The sequence below is a fragment of the Pseudomonas brassicacearum genome, from assembly GCF_003732265.1.
Lineage (GTDB): Bacteria > Pseudomonadota > Gammaproteobacteria > Pseudomonadales > Pseudomonadaceae > Aquipseudomonas > Aquipseudomonas brassicacearum_D.
The window spans coordinates 267,427-294,409 of record NZ_MOBK01000007.1 but is presented as its reverse complement, the minus strand read 5'-3'; the positions used below and the strand labels follow the sequence as shown (position 1 = coordinate 294,409).

Here is a 26,983-nt window from a genome sequence, read left to right as displayed (position 1 = left end):
AGGGTTTGCGTCAACCCGACACGGAATTCCACAGGGCCAGCAACGCTGGCAATTCGGTCAAACTGCGAATCTCGGCATCTGGAGCCTTCTGCGCTTCCCACGCTTTACCCTGCGGGTTAAACCAGATCGCCCGCAGCCCCGCCTGCTGCGCTCCGGCAATGTCATCCCCCGGATGATCGCCAATGTGCACGGCCGTTTCAGGCGTTGCGCCACCACGTTGCAATGCCTCATGAAACAAGCGCGCATCCGGTTTGGCAATACCAATATCTTCAGCGCACAACGCAAACTTGAAGTAATCCGCCAGGCCTAACCGACGGACATCGGCGTTGCCATTGGTGACCACGCCGAGGGCGTAGTGCTTGGCCAGGGTTTCCAGGGTCGGCTCGACTTCGGGGAACACCTCGATCTGATGCCGCGCATGCAAAAACACTTCAAAGCTTTTGTCGGCGAGATCTTTGGCCTGGTCATGGGCGTAACCGGCTTCCTCCAGCGCATGGAACAACACGCGGCGACGCAACGCGCTGATGCGGTGCTTGAGCCCCGGCTCGCTGCCTAGGATCCGCTCACGAATCGCCCACAAATGCTCCACCGGCACCGCCCCGAGGTTCGGCGCATGCTCGGTCAGCCATTCACGCAATACGGCTTCGGCGCTGAGGATCACCGGGGCGGTGTCCCACAGGGTGTCGTCGAGGTCGAAGGTGATCAATTGGATGGTCATGAGTCATCGCCTTTAATGCGTTTGGCCCGTGGATGGGCGCTGTCGTAAACCGTGGCCAGGTGCTGGAAATCCAGGTGGGTGTAGATCTGGGTGGTTTTGATGTCTGCGTGGCCGAGCAGCTCCTGCACCGCGCGCAGGTCCTGCGATGACTCGAGCAGGTGGCTGGCAAAGGAGTGTCGCAGCATGTGCGGGTGCAGGTTTTGCCCCAGCTCACGCGCGCCGGCAGCCTTGACCCGCACCTGAATCGCCCGAGGCCCGAGGCGCCGGCCTTGCTGGCTGACGAACACGGCGTCGTCCGCCGGGTTGGTCATGGCCCGCAACGGCAGCCACAGCTCCAGCGCTTCGCGCGCTTTCTTGCCGACCGGCAACAGACGGGTTTTGCTGCCCTTGCCCAGCACTTGAACCATGCCGTCGGCCAGGTCCAGCTGATCGAGATTGAGCCCGGTCAGCTCTGAAAGGCGTAATCCCGAGGAATAGAACAACTCCAGAATCGCCTGATCCCGTCGCGCGAGGAAATCATCCTCCACCGCGCCTTCCAACAGTTGCAGCGCGCGGTCGGTGTCGAGGGTTTTCGGCAGGCGGCGCTCACCTTTGGGTGGCGCCAGGCCGTTGGCCGGGTCGTGGTCGCACAGGCCTTCGCGATTCAGATAGTGATAGAGCCCGCGAACCGCTGACAGCAGTCTCGCGAGGCTGCGGGACGATTGACCCTGTGAATGCAGGCGGGCGATCAGGCTGCGCAGGCGCTGGATATCCAGCGCGGCCCAGCTGCCGATGTTCTGTTTGACACAGAAGCCCAGCACTTTATCGAGGTCGCGGCGGTAGGCGTACAGCGTGTGCGGCGACACCTGTCGCTCACTGCGCAGGTGTTCGCAGTAAGCGTCCAGTTGCCGTTCCATGCTCAGCGGACCGAGCGCAGGGAGCTGTTGACCCGTGGCAGCACGCGGCCCATGACTTCGGCGATGTAGCTCAGGAACAGGGTGCCGACCGAGCTTTTGTAGTGCTGCGGATCACGGCTGGCGATGGCCAGGATGCCGTGAATGCCTTGGTGGCTGATCGCGACAACGGCGGTGGAGCCGATCTGCTTGCGCTGTTCTTCGCCGAACAGGAAATCCAGTTCGTGTTCGCGCAGGCTGCCGCTGACGCTTTTATCTTCCGAGAGCAAACCACCGATGGCCGTTTGCGCCTCGGCGTGAGTCACCCAGCGACCCACCGGCATCGGGTTGTCACCCAACAGGATCAGGCTGACAAAAGGCACCTGGAAATCCTGGCGCAAGCTGTCTTCGACGCTGATCACCACGTCTTCCAGGCTGGTGGCGTCCATCAGCGCGAGAATCAGGCGGCGGGTCTTGTCGAAGAGGCGGTCGTTGTCGCGGGCCACGTCCATCAAGTGCGACAGGCGATGACGCAGCTCGATGTTGCGCTCGCGCAGGATGGTCATCTGGCGCTCGACCAGCGAAATGGTGTCGCCGCGACGGTGCGGAATACGCATGGCCGGGAGCAGTTCTTCGTGCTCGATGAAGAAATCCGGATGAGCCTCCAGGTACGCGGCAATCGCCGCCGCCTCAAGGCTTTCGGAAGGAGATTCGTCGGGCTGCAGGGCGGGAACCTGGGGCTTGTCGGTCATGGATTTCGCTCACTCAAAGACGCACTTGTCCTTCGTATACGCGGACTGCCGGGCCGGTCATCATGACCGGATGGCCAGGGCCTGCCCACTCAATGGACAAGCGCCCGCCAGGCAGGTCGATCAATAGCGGCGAATCCATCCACCCCTGGCTGATCGCGGCCACTGCGGCTGCGCAGGCACCGGTGCCGCACGCCTGGGTTTCCCCGGCGCCACGTTCCCAGACGCGCAACTGTGCGCGGCTGCGGTCGATGACCTGGAGAAAACCGACATTGACCCGCGCCGGGAAGCGCGGGTGGTGTTCGATTTTCGGCCCCAGTTCATGCACCGGTGCGTTATTGATGTCGCTGACCCGCAGCACGGCATGGGGGTTGCCCATGGACACGGCGGCCAGTTCGACCGGCGTGCCATCGACGTCGACCGGATAGCTTAGCGCCTGTTCCGGGGCCACAAACGGAATGTCCGTCGGCACCAGGCGCGGTGCCCCCATGTTGACGCTGATCTGGCCGTCGCTACGCACATCCAGTTCAATGATGCCGCTTTTGGTTTCGACGCGAATCTGCCGTTTTGCGGTCAGGCGCTTGTCGAGCACGAAGCGGGCAAAACAGCGCGCACCGTTGCCGCACTGTTCCACTTCGGAGCCGTCGGAGTTGAAGATCCGATAACGAAAATCCACGTCCGGGTTGCTCGGCGCTTCGACGATCAACAACTGGTCGAAACCGATGCCGGTATGCCGGTCGCCCCATTGTTTGGCGTGCTTGGGCAGGATGTGCGCGTGCTGGCTGACCAGGTCGAGGACCATGAAGTCATTGCCCAGGCCGTGCATTTTGGTAAAACGCAGCAGCATGGGGTTACTCCGGCAGCAGGCTTTCGCCAGCAAACAACTCGGCTACCGTCTCACGGCGACGCACTTCAACTGCCTGATCACCGTCCACCAACACTTCAGCGGCGCGGCCGCGGGTGTTGTAGTTGGAACTCATGACAAACCCATAGGCGCCAGCCGAATGCACGGCCAGCAGGTCGCCTTCTTCCAGGGCCAGTTGACGATCCTTGGCCAGGAAGTCGCCGGTTTCGCAGATCGGGCCGACGATGTCGTAGGCACGCGCCGCGGTCTCGCGCGGGCGCACGGCAGTGACGTCCATCCAGGCCTGGTACAGCGCCGGGCGGATCAAGTCGTTCATGGCCGCGTCGACGATGGCGAAGTCTTTGTGTTCGGTGTGCTTGAGGTACTCCACCTGGGTCAGCAGCACGCCGGCGTTGGCCACGATGAAGCGGCCCGGTTCGAACACCAGCGCCAGGTCACGACCGTCGAGACGCTCGCGCACAGCCTTGATGTAGTCGCCAGCCAATGGCGGCTCTTCATCGCGGTAACGCACGCCCAAACCACCACCGAGATCGATGTGGCGCAGGTAGATGCCGCAATCGCCGAGGCGGTCGACCAGGCCCAGCAGGCGGTCGAGGGCGTCGATGAAGGGCGGCAGGGTGGTCAATTGCGAACCGATGTGGCAATCAACGCCGACGATTTCCAGGTTTTGCAGTTGCGCGGCGCGGATGTACACGTCTTCGGCGTCGGCAATGGCGATGCCGAACTTGTTCTCTTTGAGACCGGTGGAAATGTACGGGTGCGTGCCCGCATCAACGTCCGGGTTCACACGCAGCGAGATCGGTGCGCGAACGCCCAGCTCGGCGGCGACCACTTGCAGGCGTTCCAGCTCATCGGTGGATTCGACGTTGAAGCAATGTACGCCGACTTCGAGGGCGCGACGCATGTCGTCACGGGTCTTGCCGACACCGGAGAACACGATCTTGTCGGCGCTGCCGCCAGCGGCCAGCACACGTTCCAGCTCGCCACGGGAGACGATGTCAAAACCGGCGCCCAGACGCGCCAGGACATTCAGTACACCCAGGTTGGAGTTGGCCTTGACCGCAAAGCAGACCAGGTGCGGCATGCCGGCCAGCGCATCGGCGTAAGCCAGGTATTGGGCTTCGATGTGCGCGCGGGAGTAGACGTAGGTCGGTGTGCCGAAACGTTCGGCGATGGCCGACAGGGCCACACCTTCGGCAAACAGCTCCCCGCCACGGTAATTAAAAGCGTCCATGGCGTTCCCTTATTGGTAGACGTCGTGCTTGTGTGCTTTGGAGGCAGGCTGCTTTTGCGAGGACTGGGCCTGCTCGGCAGGGTCCTGGTCTGGATCAGGCAGATACAGCGGGCCTTTTTGACCACAGGCCGACACAAGGCAGGCAACCGCGAGGAGCGCAGCAAGGGAAGAGATCAGGCGCTTCATGGCGAAATCCTTGAAAATGCGTTAATTGCGCCGGAGTATACCGGCCACCCGTCAGCTTGCCTATGCGACGGGGCTCCCGTCCGGCGGGGCTTGGCACGATGCCGGTCAGCCAGGCGCAATCCCTGTGGGAGCGGGCTTGCCCGCGAAAGCGGTGGTTCAGTCAACAAAGATATTGAATGTGCTGGCCTCTTCGCGGGCAAGCCCGCTCCCACAGGTACAGTGTTTGCTGTACCTATATCGGTGCTTGATCGTTATCCTTTGCAATCACCGGGGCTCGCCCGTATCTTGCGGCGCTTGAGCGTGAACAGACACTTTTTGAGGTTGCCGCAATGAGTTTGACCGAAGCCCGTTTCCACGATCTGGTCGATGCCACCCAGCAGACGCTGGAGGATATTTTTGACGAGTGTGACCTGGATATCGATCTGGAGAGCTCGGCCGGTGTGCTCACCGTCAAGTTCGAAAACGGCAGCCAGTTGATCTTCAGTCGTCAGGAACCGCTGCGTCAGCTGTGGCTGGCGGCGGTTTCGGGTGGTTTCCACTTCGACTACGACGAAGAGAGCGAGCGCTGGATGTGCGACAAGAGCGAAGAGCAGTTGGGCGAAATGCTCGAGCGCATCGTCAAGCAGCAGGCTGACGTCGAACTCGATTTCGAAGGTCTGTGAGATTGTGACCGAGCCCGCCGTCGTTCGCCCGCCCAAGCCGCTCTACAGTAATGTCAGCCCGGCGGTGCCTTCGCCGTGCAGCGGTGTGTGCCGGCTGGACGAACAGAAGGTGTGCCTGGGGTGTTTTCGCCATGTCGAAGACATCCGCGAATGGCGTTCGGCGGATGATGACCGCAGGCGGGTTATCTGTGCCCAAGCGGTCCAGCGCAAATCCTTGGCATAAGAGCTTTTGTGCTCTGCACAGGGCCATGGTCGCACCTGACTTGTATATTTATTGAGCTGTGATAGTGTCCAGAAACGCCTCAACTCATCGAGGCTCGTGAAAACCCCGCCTTTTTCTGGCGGGGTTTTGCTTTTTCTGTGCAGAAGAAAGGAGTCTGCCTCAATCATGACCGCACCTTCCATCACCCTTACTCGTCTGGACGTGCAACGTCTGGAGCGCCTGATCGACAGCCTGGATGACACGCTGCCGGGCGTTATCGCGCTGCAAACCGAACTGGACCGCGCCGATACTCTGGTCGGTCACGATGAAGTGCCCAACGATGTTGTGACCATGAATTCCCGTGTGCACTGCCGCGAAGAAGGCAGCGGCAAGGACTATCACCTGACGTTGGTTTACCCCAAAGACGCCAATGCCGACGAAGGCAAAATTTCTATTCTGGCGCCGGTCGGCAGCGCGCTGCTCGGTCTCAAGGTTGGTCAGCACATCGACTGGCCGGCACCCGGCGGCAAGACACTCAAACTGACCCTGCTGGAAGTCGAATCGCAGCCGGCCGAGGGCGGACACTTTCCGGAGTAAACCCCTCAGACCTGTTCGAGCGCCTCGTTCAACGAGCGCTCCAGGTCAGCCTTGTAACGCAGATACAGATTGCTGGAACTCTGACCGTCACCGAGCAGGCCCGAGAGGTCCAGGTCGGTGATGTAGCAGCGATAGCGTTCGGTTTCGCGCCGCTGATCGACAATCTCCTGCGCGACCACGCTGAACAGTTGGTCGCCATGTTCCAGCTCTGAAAACTCTCGCTGATTGCAATACAACGTCACCTGCACCTCGCCCGGCGCGGCTTTGCCGATGATGGCCTGCACGTCGTAGAACGGTTTATTGACCGGCGTTTGTGGCGCAGGCCGCGCTTCGACCCGACGCGCCCGCCCGGGGCCGGACGGCAGCAGTTGGTAGTACAACGTGTCCATGCTCACGGGTTGAGCGGCATCCATCGGCAACAAGGCATCGCGCCGGTACTGGATCGATTGCAGGAAGCGTTGCAGCGGCACCAACAGGCTCTGCTCGTCGTGATAGGGCAGGCGTTGTTGCCACAGCGCATTGAGCTCATCCAGCACGTACAGATCAGCCTGATCCTCATTGATTCGGTAGAACACCTGAATGCACTCGGGCTGGCCCATCGGCAGGATCAGCGCGAGGTCGTGGTCTTCCAGCGCCATCGGGTCCAGGTGCAGCGGGCTGTAGCCTGCCAGTTCCTCACCCAGGTAATCGATCAGCGCCGGCAAGGTGGCGATGGCGACGTGATTGACCTGGCCCGGCACCAATTCCAGCACGTGATAGTGCTGCTGGACCTGGATCAGGTAACGGTGATTGAGGTTGCTCAGCAGCAGGTTCTGCGCGGTGTCGATCACCTCTTCTACCCGGCGGGCAATGAACTGCGCGCGGTTATGGCAGAAGCAGCGAACCCGCAGCTTGGGCTGCTGTGGCCCGCTCGGCAAGTTGTTGAGGTAAGCCCGCAGGCAGTCGAGCAGGGCGTGAGGGCCGTCGTAGCGGCTGACCAGCACTTCGTTCCAGCTGTTGAGCGTGACCTGGTCCAGCGTCAGCACCAGGTTCTCGCGAACCCCGGCATAGCTCAGCGAGTCGGTGCGCTCGGTGGTCATCAGGATGTTCAAGTCGCGATGGTGCTTGAGCGGATCGACACCCACGTTCACCAGGATCAGCACCTCGCTCGGTACGCTGGCACGCAGCAAGGGCTCTTCCGCCACGGTGGTCAGGGGCAGGGCGATGCTCTGTTGCAGGCTGCCGAGCAGGTTGAACAGTTCAAACTCGCTCAGGTCGCTGGTGCCGGGGTGCAAGGCGAGCCGGGTGCTGCTGTCGATCACGCCATTGCGGTGGCACCAGGTCAGGAGTTCCAGCAATTGGCGGCTGCGCTTGATCGGCGCGAAATGCTCCCACTCCTGAGCAGTCAGACTGCCGTTGTACAAACCCCACTGGGTTTGCCCCGGTTCCTTCTTGTTGGGCGCCTGCACCAGCGTCAACGTGTCTTCAGCCAGGTCCGGGGCAATGCCCGGGTTGATGAATTCGACCTTGTCGGCTTTGCGCTCGAAGGCGGCGTACAGTCGGCGACCCAATACGTTGAGGTCGCGTTTGTTGATCAGGCTGACAGTCTGTTCAGTGCGGGCGAACTGGGTCAGGAAGCGGTAGCTGTAGTTCAGCTCGTTGACCAAGGCGCGACGTTCAGCGCTGACTTGGCGGACTTTCCACTGGCTGCGGCTGTCGAGCAGTGCCAGTTGCCGCTGATCCCAGCCCCATTCCTGGGCCAGCCGCTCCAGCAATGAACGCTGCCAGCTCTGGGTGCGGGTGTTGCCGGTGAGTTTGCGATTGACCTTCAGGTACAGCGCGCGCCGTACCAATTCCAACCGTTCCGGTTCGCCCCGGGCCTTGAGGTATTCCTCGATGCGCCGGTAGACCACGATGTACGGGTCCAGCTCATCGAGGTCCAGTTGATTGGCGAACACGGCTTGCTTGAAACGCAGGCTCAGGCAATGAACCTTGGGGTGCTCGCTGGCGTAGACCTCGGTCAGCAGCAGCTTGAGCAAGGACTTGTAGGGCGACTCGATGCCCTTGAACAACTGCCAGAGTCCGGCGCCGATGAACTCCCCCGGCGGTATGAATGCCAGATGCCCCAGATCCAGGCTTTCGTCGGCACGGATGAAGCGTTTGGACAGCAGCGTGTGGGTGTAGCGGTCGTAGGCTGTTTCTTCGTAGACCGGCACCAGCCACCAGATCGGCGTGCGGCCGGCCAGCCAGATGGCAGTGCGATAGAACTCGTCCAGCAGCAGGTAGTGTTGGGTAGTGCCGCAGTCTTCGGAGCTCAACTGGGTATCGCGCTCGCCGAGCACGAAGCGCATCGGGTCGATCAGGAAGAAGTGCGCTTCGGCGCCCAGGCTCGCGGCCCAGATCTCCAGCAGTTGGCACTTTTTACGCAGCTCGGCGAGTTCGCTTTCGCTGAGGTCCGGCGCGTGACAGACCCAGACGTCCATGTCGCTTTGATCGGCTTGAGCCAGCGTGCCCAGGCTGCCCATCAGGAACAGGCCGTGGATCGGTCGCGGCGGATTGCTGCCGTGGCGCGGTTTGTAAGAGAACGAGCGGGTCAGGCGTTGGGCTTCAGCGAGGGCAGTGGCGTCCGGCTCGAAGTTCGACAGCCCGGCCGGCGTAGCGCCGGAAACATACCCCGGCAATAACGGATGATTGACGTGGAAAAACAGCGGTAGCAGCGTCAGCACCGTTTGCTGGCGGGTCGACAACCCTTCCATGGCCCGGGCCATGCGGCCTTCATTGAGTTTTAGAAAGCGTGCGCGCAGTTGGCTGAGAACCTTGCGGTCGATTCCCTCGTCCAGATCGGGGCGGATTTCATGGGTGCGGGTCATGTCAGCTCAAACCGGCTCGCGAAGCTCGGACGTGGGGGCGGCGAATGAGGGGCAGTTTAGCGCCTCGGGCCTGCCACTTTTAAGCTGAATTTGTATTTTTGACGTCAGATTTTTATCGCGGGGCGACAGCAGGTCGCCGGGTTTGCCCGCGGAAATCCCGTGACAGGGGTTTCCGTGGGCGAAGCGGTGTTCTTCAGGCTGTTTCTTCGGCGCGCAGAATGGTCAGCACGGTTTGTACATTTTGCGCGGCGTCACGACCCAGGCTGGTCAGGTAACCGCCATCGGGCTGGTCGGTCAGTTCTTTTTCAAAAAGGCGTTGGGCGGCGGCAATGTGTTTCGGGGCAGCGGTCTGATGAATTTTCAAACCTTCCTGGGAACTGTCCAGGTTGAAGAGCGCGAGGACTTCCAGTTCGGCAACCAACTCAGGGGTAAGCGACATAAGGACTCCAGACTTTCTAGGAATTGGACGACAGCGCCCCTAAGGTGAGCCCACTCGTGCGGCATGTCCAGTGCCTGCATCAGGGTTTTTTCACCTCGGGAAGCATTCCCCGGCGGGTGGTGCGGCAGCGGGGTGCGTTCCAGTGTAGTCAGGGTCTGGGGGAAGGCAGTATTGATGGGTGACAATTTGTGTAGGAGCGGATTGTGTGGCGAGGGAGCTTGCTCCCGCTGGGGCGCGGAGCGGCCCCAAAAGTTTTGCGACTGCTCCGCAACCGAGCGGGAGCAAGCTCCCTCGCCACAGAAGCTTGCTGCCCATCAAATCGGGTTTATTTCTTTTCCGGCGGCAATTCCGGCAGCGCGCGAAGGGCTGTTTCGTACCATTCGGTGTTGAACCCGCGGTCTTCTTCGAGGATCGCGTCGATTTCTACCGCCAACACGTGTGCCATCAAGTTGAGAATTTCTTCACGCTCGTAACCGACCAGCGTCAACTTGTTGAAAGTTGCCTTGGCAGCCGGCGGGTTGTCGCTTTCAATCTGGTTTTCGATGGCTTCGATCAGGGTGTTTTCGGCGAACTCTTCTTCGTCGATTTCGTCGTTGTTGATGCCGGGGGTTGGCTCGCTCATGGCAGGCTCCTCAAGTTAAGGCGGCCAGTTTACCTGCATTCAGCGCTGTGATGCTGCTGGCAAGAATCGCCCGGGCGATCTATAAAACAGGACTGCCAACCCCGCACGGCCTGGAGGCTTTGTGATGCTCAAGCTTTATGGATTTTCCGTCAGCAACTACTACAACATGGTGAAACTGGCGCTGCTGGAGAAGGGAGTGCCGTTCGAAGAAGTGCTGTTTTACCCTGGCCCGAGCCCGGAAGCGCTGGCCATCAGCCCGCGCGGCAAGGTGCCCGTGCTGGGCGTCGAACAGGGTTTCGTTAATGAAACCGCCATCATTCTTGAGTACATCGAGCAGAGCCAGAAAGGCACGCCGCTGTTGCCAAGCGATCCTTTCGAGCGCGCCCAGGTGCTGGCGCTGGCCAAGGAAATCGAGCTGTACATCGAGTTGCCGGGACGCATGTGCTACGGCGAAGCGTTTTTTGGCTCGCCGGTTCCGGAAGCAATCAAGGAAAGGACCAAGTCGGAGTTGCTGCTGGGGTTCGCCTCGCTGGCGCGGCACGGCAAGTTCGCCCCTTATGTGGCAGGCGACAGCCTGAGCATTGCCGATCTGTATTTCCTGTATAGCGTGCCGTTGGCCGCTGCGGTGGGGCAGAAGTTGTTTGGCCTGGATTTGTTGGCCGAGATGCCGGCGGCCAAGGCGTTGCTTGAGCGTCTGGGAGAGAATTCGAATGTGCAGCGAATTGCAGCGGACAAGGAAGCGGCGATGCCAGCGTTTATGGCGATGATCGCGTCCAAGAAGTAGGTTTTGTAGCGTTTTTGATATCGCTTTCGCGAGCAAGCCCGCTCCCACATTTGACTTGGTGAACACATAATTTGTGAGCACTGGAGATCAAGTGTGGGAGCGGGCTTGCTCGCGAAGCTTTTAGCGATTTAGCGATTTAGCGATTTAGCGGCTGGCGAGTAGCGCCTGGCCGCGAACCACTGCCTGCTTGACCTGTGCCGGCGCAGTGCCGCCGATATGGTCACGGGCATTCACCGAACCTTCCAGGGTCAGCACGGCAAACACGTCCTGATCGATCTGGTCGCTGAACTTGCGCAGCTCTTCCAGGCTCATTTCCGCCAGATCCTTGCCGCTTTCCACACCGTACTTCACCGCATGGCCAACAATTTCGTGACAGTCACGGAACGGCAGGCCACGGCGCACCAGGTAGTCGGCCAGGTCGGTGGCGGTGGAGAAGCCGCGCAGGGCCGCTTCGCGCATCATTGCGTGCTTGGGTTTGATTGCCGGGATCATGTCGGCAAAGGCCCGCAGCGAGTCGCGCAGGGTATCGGCGGCGTCGAACAGCGGCTCCTTGTCTTCCTGATTGTCCTTGTTGTAGGCCAACGGCTGGCCCTTCATCAAGGTCAGCAGGCCCATCAGTGCGCCGAAGACGCGGCCGGATTTGCCGCGAACCAGTTCCGGCACGTCCGGGTTTTTCTTTTGCGGCATGATCGAGCTGCCTGTGCAGAAGCGGTCCGGCAGATCGATGAACTGGAATTGCGCGCTGGTCCACAGCACCAGCTCTTCGGAGAACCGCGACAGGTGCATCATCGCGATGCTCGCCGCCGAGCAGAACTCGATGGCGAAGTCACGATCCGACACGTTGTCCAGCGAGTTGCCGCCGACGGCGTCGAAGCCCAGCAGTTGCGCGGTGAATTCGCGGTCGATCGGGTAGGTGGTGCCCGCCAGCGCGGCGCTGCCCAATGGCATGCGATTGGTACGCTTACGGCAGTCGACCAGGCGCTCGTAGTCGCGGCTGAGCATTTCGAACCAGGCCAGCATGTGGTGCCCGAAGGTCACAGGCTGTGCGGTTTGCAGGTGAGTGAAGCCGGGCATGATGCTGCCGGCTTCGCGCTCGGCCTGCTCCAGCAAGCCTTGTTGCAGGCGGGTGATTTCGCCCAGGATCAGGTCGATCTCGTCCCGCAGCCACAGACGGATATCGGTGGCGACCTGGTCGTTACGGCTGCGGCCGGTGTGCAGCTTCTTGCCGGTGACGCCGATGCGATCGGTCAGGCGCGCCTCGATGTTCATGTGCACGTCTTCGAGGTCGATGCGCCAGTCGAACTGGCCGGCCTCGATTTCACCCTGGATGGTGTTCAGGCCATCGATGATGCTGTCGCGCTCGGCATCGGTCAGCACGCCGACCTTGGCCAGCATGGTGGCGTGGGCGATCGAGCCCATGATGTCGTGGCGATACAGGCGCTGGTCGAAAGTGACGGAGGCGGTGAAGCGGGCGACGAAGGCGTCGACGGGTTCACTGAAGCGGCCGCCCCAGGACTGATTGGTCTTGTCAGTGCTCATGAATTCGCTCGTATCGGCTGGAGAAAAGTGACGTTGAAAGCTGTCGCGGATAATAACAGGGTTGCCAATCCTGTCGCTGACACTGGTCGATACGTTTTTTTCTGATGGCGCGGTCCATACTCAAGGTGAGCCTTCGGAAAATTGCGCAACGATATTTTTCAATTGAGCAATGACGTCCCGGCAACCGTCTACAGTTGGACAGTAGGAACAGCGCACTTATCGGTGCGATTACTGACTATAAGAAGAGGGGGTGTTCATATTGTGTATCGGCAAACCCTACGGCGATCCCTCGCCAACGCGGGCCAGAGCCTCCAATCACGCGGCAGTTGAAAATTTAGCCGCCGATCTCGCGGCACTTTTTGGCCCTCGCGCTAGTCTTAGCGTGGATCGCGGTGACGGACGTCACTTCACTTGTCTACGCTATCCTTGTGCGAGACTCACGCAGGAATCCAGCGCAATATGAATGTCCTGATCGTTGATGACGAACCCCTGGCCCGCGAGCGCCTGAGCCGAATGGTCGGCGAACTCGAGGGATACAGTGTCCTGGAGCCCAGCGCCACGAACGGCGAAGAGGCGTTGGCACTGATCGACAGCCACAAACCGGATATCGTGCTGCTCGATATCCGCATGCCAGGCCTTGACGGCCTGCAAGTGGCTGCGCGGTTGTGCGAACGCGAAACACCGCCCGCTGTGGTGTTTTGCGCAGGACCCGATGAATTTGCCGTGGAAGCCTTACAGGCCAGCGCCGTAGGCTATGTGGTGAAACCTGTGCGTACTGAACATCTTCACGATGCATTAAAGAAAGCCGAGCGACCCAATCGTCTCCAACTCGCCGCCCTGACGCGTCCCGCCGCCGAAAGTGGCAGCGGCCCCCGTAGCCACATCAGCGCGCGAACCCGAAAGGGCATCGAGCTGATCCCGCTGGATCAGGTGGTCTACTTCATTGCCGACCACAAATACGTGACCTTGCGTCATGAAAGCGGCGAAGTGTTGCTGGATGAGCCACTCAAGGCCCTTGAGGATGAGTTTGGCGACCGGTTCGTGCGAATCCACCGCAACGCCCTGGTTGCCCGCGAGCGTATCGAACGCCTTCAGCGCACACCCCTGGGGCATTTCCAGTTGTTCCTCAAAGGTTTGAATGGCGACGCATTGATCGTCAGCCGGCGCCATGTGGCCGGCGTGCGCAAGATGATGCAGCAGCTTTAATTCGCCGTTCACCGGGCGAATTTCTCACCCGCTTGCCGGACATCCAGGCCAGGGAGGCCATGCAGTACCTGATACAAGTCAAAGTGGATTTGGCTGAGCTGTTATTATCCGCCGTATCTATTCAGTACGGATTGATCCATGTCCTCTCGCGAAATCCGCATCGCCACCCGCAAAAGTGCTCTGGCCCTATGGCAGGCCGAATACGTCAAAGCCCGTCTGGAAGAGGCCCATCCCGGTCTGCTCGTGACACTGGTGCCCATGGTCAGTCGCGGCGACAAGCTGCTGGACTCGCCGCTGTCGAAAATCGGCGGCAAGGGTCTGTTCGTCAAAGAGCTGGAAACCGCGCTGCTGGAAAACGAAGCCGACATCGCCGTGCATTCGATGAAAGACGTGCCGATGGACTTCCCCGAAGGGCTCGGCCTGTTTTGCATCTGCGAGCGTGAAGACCCGCGCGATGCGTTCGTCTCCAACACCTACGCCAGCCTCGATGAATTGCCACAAGGCAGCGTTGTCGGCACCTCCAGCCTGCGCCGTCAGGCCCAGTTGCTGACCCGTCGCCCGGACCTGCAGATCCGCTTCCTGCGTGGCAACGTCAATACGCGCCTGGCCAAGCTCGATGCAGGTGAGTACGACGCCATCATCCTCGCCGCCGCTGGCCTGATTCGCCTCGGCTTCGAAGATCGCATCACCTCGGCCATCAGTGTCGACGACAGCCTGCCGGCCGGTGGCCAGGGCGCAGTCGGTATCGAATGCCGCACGGCGGACAGCGAAATCCACGCCCTGTTGGCGCCGCTACACCATCTGGACACCGCCACTCGCGTGACCGCCGAACGTGCCCTCAACAAACATTTGAACGGTGGCTGCCAAGTGCCGATCGCCTGCTACGCCGTGCTGGAAGGCGAGCAGATCTGGTTGCGTGGCCTGGTCGGTGATCCAAGTGGCGGCCTGTTGCTCAGCGCCGAGGCCCGTGCGCCACGCGCTGACGCTGAAACCTTGGGCGTGCAAGTCGCCGAGGACCTTTTGAGCCAGGGCGCCGACGATATCCTGAAAGCGGTGTATGGCGAGGCAGGTCACGAGTGACTGGCTGGCGCTTGCTGCTGACGCGCCCTGCGGATGAATCCGCGGCGCTGAGCGAGGTTCTGGCGCAAGCGGGGATTTTCAGCAGCAGCTTGCCGCTTTTGGAAATCGAGCCGATCCCGGCCTCTGACACAATGCGCGCGCTGATTCAGGTACTGGATCGCTTTTGTGCGGTGATCGTGGTCAGCAAACCCGCGGCCAGAATCGCAGTTGATCTGGTCGACCAGTCTTGGTCGCAGCCCCCGGCGCTGAAGTGGTTCAGTGTGGGCGCCGCCACCGCGAAAATCCTTGAGGAGCGCGGGCTGGACGTGAGCTTTCCGGTCGAAGGTGATGACAGCGAAGCCTTGCTTGAACTTCCCGGGTTGCGTGAGGCTATCAACCGGCCCGATCCGCGCGTGTTGATCATGCGTGGGGAAGGCGGGCGCGAACTCCTGGCAGAGCGTTTGCGCGAGCTTGGTGCTAGTGTCGAGTATCTGGAGTTGTATCGTCGCGGCCTGCCTCACTACCCGCCGGCGGCACTGCATGACCGGATCGAAGCGGAACGCTTGAACGGGCTGGTGGTCAGCAGTGGACAAGGTTTTGAGCACCTGCATCAACTGGCCGGCGTTGCCTGGCCACAATTGGCGCGGTTGCCGTTGTTTGTTCCAAGCCCCAGGGTCGCCGAACTGGCACGTGCCGCCGGGGCCCAAACAGTTGTGGATTGTCGCGGCGCCAGTGCCGCGGCTTTGCTGACGGCGTTACGGGAGCATCCCGAACCCGTTCTCTAATGCAAAGGATGGATACGTGAGCGAAACTGCCTTGCCTAAAGATGACGTCCAGCCAGTGCTTGATGCACCGGTTGAAACTCCGGTTGAAACGACGCCACCCGCTGAAGTGCAGCGTCGAGGCAATGGGCTGGCAATCGTCGCGCTGTTGCTCGGCGCTGCCGGTGTTGCCGTGGGCGGTTGGGGTGTCTGGCAGGTGCGTCACCTGCAAGCCAATAACCAGCAGCAACTGGCTCAGGTGCAAGCGCTGAACGACCAGGCGCAAAGCCTCAAGCTCAATGAACAGCGCATCAGCGCCCGTCTGGAACAGTTACCCGCCGTTGATGAACTGGATGCACGCGCCCGTTTGGTCACGCAGTTGCAGGGCGATCAACAACGCCTGAACCAGCGCCTGGAAACCGTCCTCGGTGCCAGCCGCAAGGACTGGCGCCTGGCCGAGGCCGAGCATTTGTTGCGTCTGGCCAGCCTGCGACTCTCTGCCTTGCAGGACATCAGCAGCGCGCAGGCGCTGGTGCAGGGTGCCGACGACATTCTCCGTGAACAGAACGATCCGGGCTCCTTCGCCGCGCGCGAACAAGTGGCCAAAACCCTCGTGGCGTTGCGCAGCACTGAGCAGCCGGATCGCACCGGGTTGTTCCTGCGGCTGGGCGCGTTGCGTGATCAAGTGATAGACCTCACCGAGCTGGCGCCCGAGTACAAGGATCGCGGCGAATCTCTGTTGGGTCTGACCGCTGATGGCGACGGTGCCAGTCGCTGGGCGCAGTGGTGGGATCAGATCTCCCGTTATATCCGCATCGACTTCAGTGCTGACAAAAATGTCCGTCCACTGTTGGCCGGGCAGAGCCTGAGCCAGGTGCGTCTTGCCCTGAGCCTGGCGCTGGAGCAGGCGCAATGGGCCGCGCTCAATGGCCAGGCCGCGGTGTACACCCAGGCGCTGGCGGAGGCGCGGGATGTGTTGACCGGCAACTTCAACCAGGACAACCCCCAGAGCAAAGTGATGCTGGAGCAGGTTGGCGAGTTGAGCAAGCAACGGGTCACCGTCGTCACGCCGGATCTGACCGGTACGCTGAGCGCAGTCCAGGGTTATCTGGAGCGGCGTAATGTCAACGCTGAAGACTCGATCAAGCCCATGGCAAAACCTGCTGCAGGTACCGCCCAGGAGGCAACGCCATGAAACGCCTCTATGTGATCGTGTTCCTGGTGATCGCCGCTGCTGCCGCGCTGGGGTTGGCGATTGCCGAGCATGCCGGTTACGTGCTGATTGCCTACAAGAGCTTTCGTTACGAATCGAGCCTGTGGGCGACCCTCGCATTGGTCGCGGTGTTGTGGCTGCTGTTCTGGGGTATCAAGGTGCTGGTTGAGCTGGTGATGACCTCCAGTGGTGTGGTCAATCCCTGGTCACGGCGCAATCGCAGCCGCCGGGTGCAAGTGGCGATCGAGCACGGTCAACTGGATCTGGCGGAAGGTCGCTGGGCAAGTGCGCAGCGTCATTTGCATCGCGCTGCCGAAGCTGAGCGCCAGCCACTGCTGTACTACCTCGGTGCGGCACGTGCCGCCAACGAACAGGGTCATTACGAAGAAAGCGACAACTTGCTGGAGCGCGCCCTAGAGCGCCAGCCGCAGGCCGAATTGGCGATTGCCTTGAGTCACGCCCAATTGCAGACCGACCGTGGCGATACTGACGGTGCCTTGGCCACCCTCCAGGCCATGCATGAACGTCATCCCCATAACGCCCAGACATTGCGCCAGTTACAGCGCCTGCTTCAGCAGCGCGGCGACTGGTCGGCGGTGATTCGCCTGTTGCCCGAGCTGCGCAAGGATAAAGTCCTGCCGCCCGCCGAACTGGCCGAACTGGAGCGACGCGCGTGGGGTGAAAACCTGTCACTGGCGGCGCATCAGGAAGAAGATGGCAAGGTCGGTTTGCAATCGCTCACTCGCGCCTGGCAACAGCTCTCGTCGGCTCAACGTCAGGAGCCGCAATTGGTGCTGGCCTATGCCGAGCAGCTACGACAACTGGGAGCGCAGGTCGAAGCGGAGGAGGTTCTACGCACGGCCCTCAAACGTAATTACGACAGCCATCTGGCGCGTTTGTACGGACTGGTTCGCGGCAGCGATCCCGCTCGGCAACTGCAGACTGCCGAGGGCTGGCTCAAGGATCATCCGGCCGACCCGAGCCTGTTGCTGACACTGGGCCGCTTGTGCCTGCAAAACAGCTTGTGGGGCAAGGCGCGAGACTATCTGGAAAGCAGTCTGCGGGTTCAGCGCAACCCGGAAGCTTGTGCGGAACTGGCGCGTTTGCTGGCGCAACTGGGCGACACGGAGCGCAGCAATCAGCTGTTCCAGGAAGGCTTGGGCATGCTCGATGAGCGCCTGCTGGCGGCACCGTTGCCCGCTCCCGTTTACGCCTGAAACCGGTCCTGTAGCAGCCTTCGGCAGCTGCTACAGGGGCGGTGTTCTCTAGGGTCGAAACGCGTCGCGTGTTTGGCTTTGTAGTCCCTGGTCGGCATCGTCCTACAGAGGACTACACCGATTCCTCTCGACACTGTCGGGAATTCCCTACACTTCTGGTGAAGTGTCCGTGCCGGCCTGCCTTGAAAGGCTGGCGCGCTTTCCTCTACCGTAACCACCTGTCTCTATTGGTACGGAAAAGCCATGTCTTTGGCCTGCTCACGCTCCTTGTTTTTCATGGTTTTCATTACAGGTTCCCTGGCCTTGGGCGTTTCCTATTACCTGGAATACGCGGTCGGACTCAAACCTTGCGGCTTGTGCGTTTTGCAGCGGGTTTGTCTGGCGCTGCTCACGGGTATCTGCCTGGCAGCCTCCGTGCAGGGCCCAGGGCGCTTTGGATCGTTCCTGTATTGGTTGCTCGGATTTTTCTGCAGTCTCGCGGGCATGATTACGGCGTGGCGACAGATATTGCTGCAAAGTGATCCCATGCATCAGCTCTTGACGTGCTCGTCCAGTCTGGAGGTGACCTACGAGAACATGCCCTGGTTGTGCCGGGTCACGGAGATGTTCAAGGGGGAGGCCGATTGTGCCGAGATTTCCTGGACCCTGTTCGACCTGAGCATTCCGGAATGGAGCCTGCTGTTCTTTATCGGGGTGACGATTCTGGGGGTTTATCAGTTGCTTCGCGTCGTTTGGCTCGCGTGTGAGCGACCGCTCAGCGGCGTGTCGTCGCACCGGGTGCAGATGGGCGATTAAACACTTGTATGAACTTTATCTCCTGCGTACCTTGAAGCCACAGTCGCGCGGGCATAATCTGGCCCGCACGTGTCATTGGAATTATGTTGCTCGATGACGCTCTGCCTGACCGCCCACTGACGTAACAAGAGGCGAGCAGGCATAGAGCAGCTGACCCACAAGGGAAGAGAGATCACCATGCTCGAAAGTTGTCAGAATGCTCAGGAACGCTGGGGCGGAGTGCACCTGCTGATCGATCGCTGGTTGCAGGAGCGTAAAGATCTGATTGATGCCTACGACAAGCTCGGTGCAAAGCCTGAAGCGCTGAGCGAAGACCGGAAGCCCTTGCAGGAGTTCTGCGGCGTGCTGGTCGATTACGTGTCTGCCGGGCACTTCGAGATCTACGAGCAGTTGACGGGGGAGGCCAAGGCCTTCAACGACAAGCGTGGTCTGGAGCTGGCCGAGACAATCTACCCGCGCATCGATGTCATCACCGAGAAGCTGCTTGCGTTCAACGACCTGTGTGATGCAGGCAAGTGCGTCGCGGAGAAATTCAAGGAGTTGGGCGGCCTGTTGCATGAACGCTTCGAACTGGAAGATTGCCTGATCGAAGTGTTGCATACCGCTCACAAGGAAGAGGATTCGGTTCAGGCCTGAATCCCTCCCGGCAAGCTAAAAACGGTGCGCACTGCGCGCCGTTTTTTTATGCCTGTTTTTCAGCTGGTAGCGCCGCGCAATTCAACTTCAAATACCAGTGGGGTGAAGGGTGCGATCAGGTCGCCGGCACCGTCTGCGCCATAGGCTTGTGACGATGGAATCACCAGGCGCCATTTCGCACCCACCGGCATATTTTGCAGTGCGCTGCGCCAGCCGTTGATCACGCTGTCGAGACTGAACCACTGCGGCTGACTGTTCTGATCGAACACCGTGCCATCAGGCAGGCGCCCGACATACAAAACCTGGACCTTGCCATTTGGGCCGGCCTTGGCACCGGTGCCGGGAGTCAGCTCCGTCAGCAACACCCCATCAGCCAATTCGCGAACACCCGGTTTGGCTTTTTCCTCGGTGAGAAATCGCTGCTCTTTTTCCAGTGCAGCTTCGCTTTGCGGGAGCGCCGGTTGCTCGGCGAGCTGGGCTTCATGCTCGGCCAGGATTCGCTCGATCTGCTCGTCCTTCAATGCCAGTGGCTTGCCTTGATACGCTTGCTGCAAACCTTCCAGCAGTGCCTGAAGTTGTAGATCGGGAACCTCCTGGCGCAGGCGCTCACCGAGGCTCGCGCCCAGGCTGTAAGCAAGATCGTGAGGGTTGTTTGCGGAGGTTTTTTCGTCGGCTTGAGCCACTGAAAAAAACACGCACAGCGATAAAAAAAGGTAGCGCGACATGGGCACTCTCCGACCTGGAATGCGGTGGATTATGCCAGTGAGAATGCGCACAAAGGTGAACTGGTTTTGCGCAAGCGCAGAAGTTTTTCTATCCGTTGCAACGCAACGCTTTCGATACTGTCAACATGCCCTAGCGGCGGTAGCAGCAGAGGTCTAGTATGAGCCGCACCCACGTCAGCCAGGAGGTAAACCATGTCGGCCACCAAGAAGCCTGTAAATACCCCGTTGCACTTACTCCAACAACTCTCGGGCAGCCTGCTCGAGCATCTGGAAAACGCTTGTTCCCAAGCCTTGGCTGATGCTGAAAAACTGCTCGCCAAACTGGAAAAGCAGCGCGGAAAAGCGCAGGAAAAATTGCATAAGTCCCGTACCAAATTGCAGGACGCTGCGTCGGCCGGTAAAGCCAAGGCACAAGCCAAGGCGAAGGACGGCGTGCAGCAACTCGAAGACGTGCTCGATGCCCTCAAGGATCGTCAGTCCGACACCCGTGCCTACATTCTGCAACTCAAGCGCGATGCTCAAGAAAGCCTGAAATTGGCCCAGGGCGTTGGTCGTGTCCAAGAGGCTGTCGGCAAGGCGTTGTCCCTGCGTGCGGCCAAACCTGCTGCAGCACCGGCCAAGAAAGCCGCTGCCAAACCGGCTGCTGCAAAAGCACCGGCCAAAGCTGCTGCTAAACCTGCTGTCAAAGCTCCGGTGAGAGCTGCCTCCAAGCCGGCAGCAAAACCAGCCGCGAAAAAACCAGTCGCTGCCAGTGCTGCGAAACCGGCTGCTAAAACGACGGCTGCCAAGCCTGCTGCGGCTAAGCCAGCTGCTACAAGACCAGCTGCTGCAAAACCAGCCGTAGCGAAAACTGCTGCTGCAAAAACTGCTGCAAAAACTGCAGCAAAAACTGCTGCAAAAACGGCCGCTAAACCTGCACCTAAACCAGCTGCCAAAACCGCTGCGGCGAAACCTGCTGCCAAGCCGGCTGCCAAACCCGTCGCGGCTAAACCTGCTACAAAACCAGCGGTAAAAGCTGCTGCCAAACCAGCCGCTAAACCAGCCGCTAAACCAGCCGCTAAACCGGCAGCAAAACCTGCTGCTGCAAAACCTGCCGCCGCTGCCAAACCGGCCACGGCCAGCGCAGCAAAACCTGCCGCAGCCAAACCTGCAGCCAAGCCTGTCGCGGCCAAGCCTGCTGCAAAACCGGCGGCCAAGCCTGCTGCCAAACCAGCAGTAAAAAAACCTGTTGCCGCCAAGCCGACCGCCGCGCCAGTCGCCAAGCCAGCCAACCCGGCTCCGGTAGCGACGTCTGCTTTAGCAGCAGCCACTTCGACAGCCACGCCAGCGCCAACGCCGGCCGCCGCATCGATCGCAGCAACCACCCCAACCAGCGCTTCCTAAGTGCCGGTTACCGCGACGCGCAGCTGATGCAGCGCGTCGCGGTCCAGGTTGGCGGCGCCTGCCGCCACTCCTTCCAGCCAGGCCGTTAGATCGGTCGCCTCACCCTGCGGCCAGCTCTGCGCCGTTCGCTCCAGCCGCAACAACAGATGCCGCTCGGCTTCCAGCTCCAGCGCCTTCACTTGCTCGCGCAGCTTTTTCAGCTCGGCATCGTCAGTCGCGACGACTTTCCATCGCATGCGCAAGGCGCGCAACGGTTGCACGACGTCTCCATCCCAAGGCTCCGCTACGGTGCGCAGCAGCTTGATTCTCTGCTCATTGCAGGCGACGCCACGCTGTCCCAGCCACGCTGCGCAGAGCAGCAAACAGACATTGACGCTTGCCGACTGCAACCGCAGGCACGCGCGTTCAACGCCGGGACGGGCGTAAGTGGTCAGGGAAAAGCTCCACAGGTCAGAGGACATAGTGCTACTCGCGCCAGTTGCGAGCGAAGCTGGTAGACTCCGCCGCCATTATGATTCGACTTCAGAACCTGACTTTACAGCGTGGCCCTCAACGTCTGCTAGAAGACGCTGAGCTGACCTTGCACGCCGGCCACAAAGCCGGCCTCATCGGTGCCAACGGCGCCGGCAAATCGAGCCTGTTCGCCTTGATCCGGGGCGAACTGCACCCGGACTCGGGTGACTGCTTCCTGCCGGCCGACTGGCGCATCGCCCACATGCGTCAGGAAATCGAGACGCTCGAACGCCTGGCGGTCGACTACGTGCTCGATGGCGACCTGCGACTGCGTGAGGTGCAACGCGACCTCGCCGCAGCCGAAGCAGCCCATGACGGTGCCGCTCAGGCCCGCCTGCACTCGGAACTCGACAGCGCCGACGGTTACACCGCCGACGCCCGGGCTCGAAAACTGCTGGCCGGCCTTGGGTTCACCAACGAGCAGATGGATCGCCCGGTAGGAGATTTCTCTGGTGGCTGGCGGATGCGTCTGAATCTGGCGCAGGCTTTGATGTGCCCTTCGGACTTGTTGCTACTCGACGAACCGACCAACCACTTGGACCTCGACGCCATCATCTGGCTCGAAGAGTGGCTGAAAAGTTACCCCGGCACATTGTTGCTGATTTCCCACGACCGGGATTTCCTCGATGCCGTGGTCGATCACGTGGCTCACGTCGATCAACGCAAGATCACGCTGTATCGCGGTGGCTATAGCGCCTTCGAACGCGCCCGCGCCGAACGTCTGGCCCAGCAGCAGCAGGCGTACGAGAAGCAGCAGGCGCAACGTGCGCACATGGAAAGCTACATCGCCCGCTTCAAGGCCCAGGCCACCAAGGCCCGCCAGGCCCAGAGCCGGATCAAGGCGCTGGAGCGGATGGAAGAACTGTCCGCCGCCCACGTTGATTCGCCGTTCGATTTCGTTTTCCGTGAATCGCAGAAAATCTCCAGCCCGCTGATTGATCTGTCCGATGCCCGTCTGGGTTACGGCGACAAAGCTGTGCTGGAGAAGGTCAAGCTGCAACTGACCCCTGGCGCGCGCATCGGTTTGCTCGGCCCGAACGGCGCCGGTAAATCGACCCTGATCAAGAACCTTGCCGGTGAGCTCGAGCCGTTGTCCGGTCGCCTGACCCGTGGCGAAAACACCGTCGTGGGTTACTTCGCCCAGCATCAACTGGACTCTCTGGACGCCAAGGCCAGCCCGTTGCTGCACTTGCAGCGTCTGGCCCCGACCGAGCGTGAGCAAACCCTGCGCGACTTCCTCGGTGGTTTTGACTTCCGTGGTGCGCGCATCGATGAGCCGGTGCTGAATTTCTCCGGCGGCGAAAAGGCCCGTCTGGCCCTGGCGTTGATCGCCTGGGATCGGCCGAACCTGCTGCTGCTCGACGAACCGACCAACCACCTGGACCTGGAGATGCGTCTGGCGCTGACCATGGCTCTGCAGGAATTCAGTGGTGCGGTTCTGGTGGTCTCCCACGATCGTCATTTGCTCAAAAGCACCACGGACAATTTCTATCTGGTGGCCGACGGCAAGGTCGAGGAATTCGACGGCGACCTGGAAGACTACGCCCGTTGGCTGGTCGACTATCGCCAGCGCAATGCGCCGGTCAACAACACGCCGGTCAATCCGGACAAGACCGACAAGAAAGCCCAGCGCCAGGCCGCGGCTGCGTTGCGTCAGCAACTGGCGCCGCACAAGCGTGAGGCTGACAAGCTGGAAGCCGAGCTCGGCAAGCTGCACGAGAAGTTGGCGAAGATCGATGCCAGCCTTGGCGACAGCGATATTTACGAACCAGCGCGCAAGAATGATCTGCGCGATTTGCTGGCCGAACAGGCCAAGCTGAAGGTGCGTGAAGCGGAGCTGGAAGAATCCTGGATGGAAGCGCTGGAATTGCTGGAAAGCATGCAGGCGGAGCTGGAGGCACTGTCTTGATGGAGGTGTTCAAGCTGCCGTTGCCGGCGGTGTGGATCGAACCCCTCTGGCTTGTCGTGCAGATCCTGCTGATTCTGCTGGCCGGCTATTTCGCCCAGCGCTTTGTGGCCAAGGGCCTGACCCGGCTGGGCGAGCGCTATCCGTTTCCGCCGCAGTTGCTGATGCCGCTGCGAGGCGGCCTGCGCTGGCTGATCATGGGCAGCGCGCTGATTTTCGTGCTGGAGCGCCTCGGCGTGTCGGCCACCGTACTCTGGACCGCATTGTCCGGTTTCGTCGCGGTGGCGGCGGTGGCGTTCTTCGCCATGTGGAGTGTGCTCTCCAATCTTCTGTGCGCGATCCTGATCTTCACCGTCGGCCCGTTTCGCCTCGGCGACGTGGTCGAGTTGGTGGACACCACCGACAAGCCTGGCGTCAAAGGCCGGGTGGTGGCGATCAATCTGCTGTACACCACGTTGATCGAAGCGGAAGAACTCGGGACCGGCAGTGCGATGGTTCAGGTGCCTAACAGCCTGTTCTTCCAGCGCTCGGTTCGGCGCTGGCGCGGGAGTGATGTGTTCCCTTCGAGCGGGTTTGAAAAGTAAGGCTTCTGTTGTCTGACATGCCGCCTTCGCGAGCAGGCTCGCTCCCACACTATTTTTTGGTCGTTCACAAAATAGCTGTCCACTGAAGATTCATTGTGGGAACGAGCCTGCTCGCGAAGGGGCCCTTAAGCTGTAAACGCTGGTCGGCAGCCGCAACATCCTGCAAAAAATCGGTAGTCATCAGCCCAAAGCCGCATTAGCTTAGACGTCTGTCACGAGTCTGAGTCGAGGTGTGCAATGGAGCTTCAAACATGGCTGGCGTTTTTTGCCGCCTGCTGGGTGATCAGCCTGTCTCCCGGTGCCGGCGCCATTGCGTCGATGTCCAGCGGTCTGCAATACGGTTTCTGGCGCGGTTACTGGAATGCCCTGGGCCTGCAATTGGGCCTGGCGGTGCAGATCGCGATTGTCGGCGCCGGTGTGGGCGCGATCCTCACGGCGTCAGCGTCCGCCTTCTATGCGATCAAGTGGTTCGGCGTGGCGTATCTGGTTTATCTCGCCATCAAGCAATGGCGCGCGTTGCCCAGCGACATGAGTGATGACGCGGCGGTGCGTCAGATCGGCAAACCGATGGCATTGGTGTTCCGTGGTTTCCTGGTCAACATCAGCAACCCGAAGGCGCTGGTGTTCATGCTCGCGGTGTTGCCGCAGTTCATTGACCCGCACGCTCCGTTGCTGGCCCAGTACCTGATCATTGGCGTGACCATGATCTGCGTCGACCTGATCGTCATGGCCGGTTACACCGGGTTGGCGTCCAAGGTGCTGCGGCTGTTGCGCACCCCCCAGCAGCAAAAACGCATGAACCGCACGTTTGCCGGGCTGTTTATTGGTGCAGCGGCCTTTATGGCGACTCTGCGTAAAGCCGCGGTGTAAAAGCGGTCAGGCACAAAAAAGGCGACCTTTAAAGGTCGCCTTTTTCATTTCTGGCGTCAGCGCAAAATGACCGGCGCGGTATCCGGTGGCAGGTTATTGCCCGGCTCGGGTTGCCCCGACGGTTGATAACTGCCATCCCCGAGCTGCTCGCTCAATTGCCGCGCCACATCCTCGCCCAGTGACCTGGACACTTCGCGCACCACCCGGGGGCGGTTCAGCGATACGTGGATATCCCGATCATTCACCAGTTTGGTGTCCTGAGCCTCGCCCATCGCGGTGAAGGCCGAGGTGATTTCATAGGTCTTGGTGTTGATCAGGCTGAAGTCTGCCACCAGGGTCAGCGCCAGCACCGCCGAATAGCTGTCGGTGTTGGCCAGCTCGTTCATGTCCTGGGTGAAGTCGATGTCTGACAGCGTGCCGAACAGCACGTAGTCGGCACCCTCGAAATCACCGGCCTTGATGCGCTTGATCACGTCATACACATCGCGTTTGGCGTTGGCGGTGTACGGCGTCCCCTGAATCAGCTGGAACATCCCGGTCTTGAGCATCTGCCCCTTGATGTCACCGCTGAACCGGCGGATTTCAGTCTGTTCCAGATAGCTGTTCTGCGTCGTGTACTCGTCATAACTGGACGAGCCGCTGGCGCCGTAATAGTCCTGCTGATGATCGTCTCGAGACGAAATCACGTGGACGTATTGATCCACGCTGGCCTCGTAGGCGATGTCGGTGACCGCGATTTTCGGGGCCGCCTGAGCGCCCAGGGCGCAGGTCAGGGCCATGATGCCAATCCATGCACGCATTGTTCAGCGCTCCGTGGTCTTGCGGATTTCTTTCTCGTCCATCCACTCGGCCAGCCCGCTTTCGACATCGATCAACTGCAGGCTGAATTTGTAGAAGACGTCCTTGTAATCGTTGCTGCGCTTGATGATCGAGCTGATCGAGCCTTCCAGTCGATAACGTGCGGCGATCATGTTGCCGGTTTTGGCCACCGTACTTTTCTTGTACAGGCCGCTCTGGTTTTGCAGCTTGAGTTGATCGACCTGGCTCTGCATGTCGGTGTTATCGCTGGCAAAGCGTGCGGTGCCGGAGCGCATCAGTTGGGTCTTGATCGACGTGGTGATATCGCGCGTATCGATGTACTCGCTGGTCTTGTTCCGCACGTCGTACACCTGAACCACCGGCCGACCTTTCAGGACCCCGGACTGGGCGAGCGAGCGGGTCATGCTTTCAGCGATCATCTGCAGGTCGGTGGAACCGAATTCGTTGGTCACCAGTTCCACGGCTTTCGGGTCGCCGTAACTGATGTTGCCGCTGCCCAGCACCGGCGAATTGTTGGCCGCGCAGCCGCCGATCAGCAGGGCGCTCAGGGCGAGGAACGAAAGGCGTGCAAACATGGGCAGGTTCTCGTGTGGACGGTTCACGGCGTATTGATCTCCAGACGGAAATCCACGGCTTGTGGCACGGGAGCGATTGCCGGCAGGAAGCTGGTCTGCTCGGCGTACAGGGTCAGGCTTTTCCAGGACTCGGCTTCGGCCACTGGAAAACCTTCCGGTCCGAGCCACAGATAGCGGTAGTAGAGCGTTTTGTTGCGGGTGTCGGCGTTGCTCAGCTGCGTGCTGACGGTCAGGAAACCGTTTTCCCGGGCCATGCGCATGGGGCCGATAGCCAGGTCCTCGATCGGTCCCGTGGCCAGGACTTTGCTGGCGGCACTGCCCGGCTCCGGCGGTGGGGTGGCGCAACCGGCCAACAGGGCCAGCGCGACAACGGCGATGCATTTCAATCCCATGAAGATCTCCG

Annotated in this window: 30 protein-coding genes; 15 read left to right on the top strand and 15 right to left on the bottom strand. The window is 60.7% G+C overall.

Going from position 1 to position 26,983, the window contains the following annotated elements; genetic code table 11:
• Positions 1-10: 10 nt before the first annotated feature.
• Genes BK660_RS20760 through lptM form a run of 6 tightly spaced genes read right to left on the bottom strand, consistent with a single transcriptional unit; the run spans position 11 to position 4,624 of the window.
• Entirely contained in the window at positions 11-718 is a 708-nt protein-coding gene (locus BK660_RS20760) for an HAD family hydrolase (RefSeq protein ID WP_123434878.1), read from the bottom strand.
• Positions 715-1,614: a tyrosine recombinase XerC gene (xerC, locus tag BK660_RS20755; RefSeq protein WP_123434877.1), complete on the bottom strand. Its 900-nt coding sequence runs from the start codon at positions 1,612-1,614 to the stop codon at positions 715-717. The genes BK660_RS20760 and xerC overlap by 4 nt, the downstream gene beginning before the upstream one ends.
• 2 nt (positions 1,615-1,616) lie before the next feature.
• Complete coding sequence (locus BK660_RS20750; protein ID WP_123434876.1) at positions 1,617-2,342, bottom strand: DUF484 family protein; 726 nt, start codon at positions 2,340-2,342, stop codon at positions 1,617-1,619.
• Positions 2,343-2,355: 13 nt separating this feature from the next.
• The gene (dapF, locus tag BK660_RS20745; RefSeq protein WP_123434875.1) at positions 2,356-3,186 is read right to left on the bottom strand and encodes a diaminopimelate epimerase; all 831 of its coding nucleotides are present in this window, start codon (positions 3,184-3,186) and stop codon (positions 2,356-2,358) included.
• Positions 3,187-3,190: 4 nt separating this feature from the next.
• Positions 3,191-4,438 carry a diaminopimelate decarboxylase gene (gene lysA / locus BK660_RS20740; RefSeq protein WP_123434874.1) on the bottom strand — a complete coding sequence of 416 codons (1,248 nt, stop codon included), beginning with the start codon at positions 4,436-4,438 and terminating at the stop codon, positions 3,191-3,193.
• Between the two features lie 9 nt (positions 4,439-4,447).
• Positions 4,448-4,624 carry an LPS translocon maturation chaperone LptM gene (lptM, locus tag BK660_RS20735; RefSeq protein ID WP_123434873.1) on the bottom strand — a complete coding sequence of 59 codons (177 nt, stop codon included), beginning with the start codon at positions 4,622-4,624 and terminating at the stop codon, positions 4,448-4,450.
• Positions 4,625-4,953: 329 nt separating this feature from the next.
• Here lptM and cyaY point away from each other — a divergent pair, with 329 nt between their 5' ends.
• From cyaY to rnk, 3 genes are all read left to right on the top strand, one after another.
• Entirely contained in the window at positions 4,954-5,286 is a 333-nt protein-coding gene (cyaY, locus tag BK660_RS20725) for an iron donor protein CyaY (RefSeq protein ID WP_123434872.1), read from the top strand.
• A 4-nt stretch (positions 5,287-5,290) separates the two neighbouring features.
• On the top strand, positions 5,291-5,509 hold the full coding sequence (locus tag BK660_RS20720) for a DUF1289 domain-containing protein (RefSeq protein WP_185045150.1): 219 nt from the start codon (positions 5,291-5,293) through the stop codon (positions 5,507-5,509).
• Positions 5,510-5,674: 165 nt separating this feature from the next.
• Positions 5,675-6,085 (top strand): nucleoside diphosphate kinase regulator, encoded by a 411-nt coding sequence (gene rnk / locus BK660_RS20715; protein ID WP_123434871.1) that lies wholly within the window; start codon positions 5,675-5,677, stop codon positions 6,083-6,085.
• A gap of 5 nt (positions 6,086-6,090) precedes the next feature.
• On the opposite strand, the gene BK660_RS20710 is transcribed toward rnk, so the two are convergent.
• The 3 genes from BK660_RS20710 to BK660_RS20700 all read right to left on the bottom strand — a co-directional run bounded on the left by BK660_RS20710 (position 6,091) and on the right by BK660_RS20700 (position 9,995).
• Positions 6,091-8,934, bottom strand: coding sequence for a class I adenylate cyclase (locus BK660_RS20710; RefSeq protein WP_123434870.1), 2,844 nt, complete (start codon positions 8,932-8,934; stop codon positions 6,091-6,093).
• 193 nt (positions 8,935-9,127) lie between these two features.
• Positions 9,128-9,373 carry a TIGR02647 family protein gene (locus BK660_RS20705; protein WP_123434869.1) on the bottom strand — a complete coding sequence of 82 codons (246 nt, stop codon included), beginning with the start codon at positions 9,371-9,373 and terminating at the stop codon, positions 9,128-9,130.
• A 325-nt stretch (positions 9,374-9,698) separates the two neighbouring features.
• Entirely contained in the window at positions 9,699-9,995 is a 297-nt protein-coding gene (locus BK660_RS20700) for a hypothetical protein (protein ID WP_123434868.1), read from the bottom strand.
• 124 nt (positions 9,996-10,119) lie between these two features.
• Between BK660_RS20700 and BK660_RS20695 the strand changes: the two genes are divergently transcribed.
• Positions 10,120-10,779, top strand: coding sequence for a glutathione S-transferase family protein (locus BK660_RS20695; RefSeq protein WP_123434867.1), 660 nt, complete (start codon positions 10,120-10,122; stop codon positions 10,777-10,779).
• Positions 10,780-10,923: 144 nt separating this feature from the next.
• Here the strand turns inward: BK660_RS20695 and argH are convergent, their stop codons facing one another.
• Entirely contained in the window at positions 10,924-12,318 is a 1,395-nt protein-coding gene (gene argH / locus BK660_RS20690; RefSeq protein ID WP_123434866.1) for an argininosuccinate lyase, read from the bottom strand.
• Positions 12,319-12,777: 459 nt separating this feature from the next.
• Between argH and BK660_RS20685 the strand changes: the two genes are divergently transcribed.
• The 7 genes from BK660_RS20685 (at position 12,778) to rsd (ending at position 19,205) form a co-directional block, all read left to right on the top strand.
• The gene (locus BK660_RS20685) at positions 12,778-13,524 is read left to right on the top strand and encodes a LytR/AlgR family response regulator transcription factor (protein WP_123434865.1); all 747 of its coding nucleotides are present in this window, start codon (positions 12,778-12,780) and stop codon (positions 13,522-13,524) included.
• Between the two features lie 138 nt (positions 13,525-13,662).
• A complete protein-coding gene (gene hemC / locus BK660_RS20680) occupies positions 13,663-14,604 on the top strand; it encodes a hydroxymethylbilane synthase (protein ID WP_123434864.1) in 942 nt (313 codons plus the stop codon).
• Entirely contained in the window at positions 14,601-15,368 is a 768-nt protein-coding gene (locus BK660_RS20675) for a uroporphyrinogen-III synthase (RefSeq protein ID WP_123434863.1), read from the top strand. The genes hemC and BK660_RS20675 overlap by 4 nt, the downstream gene beginning before the upstream one ends.
• 16 nt (positions 15,369-15,384) lie before the next feature.
• Positions 15,385-16,539 (top strand): uroporphyrinogen-III C-methyltransferase, encoded by a 1,155-nt coding sequence (locus tag BK660_RS20670; RefSeq protein ID WP_123434862.1) that lies wholly within the window; start codon positions 15,385-15,387, stop codon positions 16,537-16,539.
• Complete coding sequence (locus BK660_RS20665; RefSeq protein ID WP_123434861.1) at positions 16,536-17,774, top strand: heme biosynthesis protein HemY; 1,239 nt, start codon at positions 16,536-16,538, stop codon at positions 17,772-17,774. Before BK660_RS20670 ends, BK660_RS20665 begins: the two co-directional genes overlap by 4 nt.
• A 243-nt stretch (positions 17,775-18,017) precedes the next feature.
• Positions 18,018-18,569 (top strand): disulfide bond formation protein B, encoded by a 552-nt coding sequence (locus BK660_RS20660; protein ID WP_123434860.1) that lies wholly within the window; start codon positions 18,018-18,020, stop codon positions 18,567-18,569.
• Between the two features lie 177 nt (positions 18,570-18,746).
• The gene (gene rsd / locus BK660_RS20655; RefSeq protein WP_123434859.1) at positions 18,747-19,205 is read left to right on the top strand and encodes a sigma D regulator; all 459 of its coding nucleotides are present in this window, start codon (positions 18,747-18,749) and stop codon (positions 19,203-19,205) included.
• Between the two features lie 59 nt (positions 19,206-19,264).
• Here rsd and BK660_RS20650 read toward each other — a convergent pair whose 3' ends face one another.
• Positions 19,265-19,930: an FKBP-type peptidyl-prolyl cis-trans isomerase gene (locus tag BK660_RS20650; protein ID WP_123434858.1), complete on the bottom strand. Its 666-nt coding sequence runs from the start codon at positions 19,928-19,930 to the stop codon at positions 19,265-19,267.
• Positions 19,931-20,122: 192 nt separating this feature from the next.
• On the opposite strand from BK660_RS20650, the gene BK660_RS20645 reads away from it, so the two are divergent.
• On the top strand, positions 20,123-21,313 hold the full coding sequence (locus tag BK660_RS20645) for an AlgP family protein (protein WP_123434857.1): 1,191 nt from the start codon (positions 20,123-20,125) through the stop codon (positions 21,311-21,313).
• Here BK660_RS20645 and BK660_RS20640 read toward each other — a convergent pair.
• The gene (locus BK660_RS20640; RefSeq protein ID WP_123434856.1) at positions 21,310-21,774 is read right to left on the bottom strand and encodes a TIGR02444 family protein; all 465 of its coding nucleotides are present in this window, start codon (positions 21,772-21,774) and stop codon (positions 21,310-21,312) included. The genes BK660_RS20645 and BK660_RS20640 overlap by 4 nt on opposite strands.
• A 50-nt stretch (positions 21,775-21,824) precedes the next feature.
• Between BK660_RS20640 and BK660_RS20635 the strand changes: the two genes are divergently transcribed.
• The 3 genes from BK660_RS20635 (at position 21,825) to rhtB (ending at position 25,186) form a co-directional block, all read left to right on the top strand.
• On the top strand, positions 21,825-23,735 hold the full coding sequence (locus BK660_RS20635; RefSeq protein WP_027926425.1) for an ATP-binding cassette domain-containing protein: 1,911 nt from the start codon (positions 21,825-21,827) through the stop codon (positions 23,733-23,735).
• Positions 23,735-24,316 (top strand): mechanosensitive ion channel family protein, encoded by a 582-nt coding sequence (locus tag BK660_RS20630; protein WP_123434855.1) that lies wholly within the window; start codon positions 23,735-23,737, stop codon positions 24,314-24,316. The genes BK660_RS20635 and BK660_RS20630 overlap by 1 nt, the downstream gene beginning before the upstream one ends.
• A 237-nt stretch (positions 24,317-24,553) precedes the next feature.
• Entirely contained in the window at positions 24,554-25,186 is a 633-nt protein-coding gene (rhtB, locus tag BK660_RS20625) for a homoserine/homoserine lactone efflux protein (RefSeq protein WP_027926427.1), read from the top strand.
• Positions 25,187-25,242: 56 nt separating this feature from the next.
• Here rhtB and BK660_RS20620 read toward each other — a convergent pair whose 3' ends face one another.
• From BK660_RS20620 to BK660_RS20610, 3 genes are read right to left on the bottom strand one after another with little or no spacing between them, the layout of a single operon-like run.
• Positions 25,243-25,986: a penicillin-binding protein activator LpoB gene (locus tag BK660_RS20620; RefSeq protein WP_123434854.1), complete on the bottom strand. Its 744-nt coding sequence runs from the start codon at positions 25,984-25,986 to the stop codon at positions 25,243-25,245.
• A 3-nt stretch (positions 25,987-25,989) separates the two neighbouring features.
• Positions 25,990-26,580: a penicillin-binding protein activator LpoB gene (gene lpoB / locus BK660_RS20615; RefSeq protein ID WP_123434853.1), complete on the bottom strand. Its 591-nt coding sequence runs from the start codon at positions 26,578-26,580 to the stop codon at positions 25,990-25,992.
• 23 nt (positions 26,581-26,603) lie between these two features.
• Positions 26,604-26,972, bottom strand: a complete 369-nt coding sequence (locus tag BK660_RS20610) for a YcfL family putative periplasmic lipoprotein (RefSeq protein ID WP_123434852.1) — start codon at positions 26,970-26,972, stop codon at positions 26,604-26,606.
• Between the last annotated feature and the right edge of the window lie 11 nt (positions 26,973-26,983).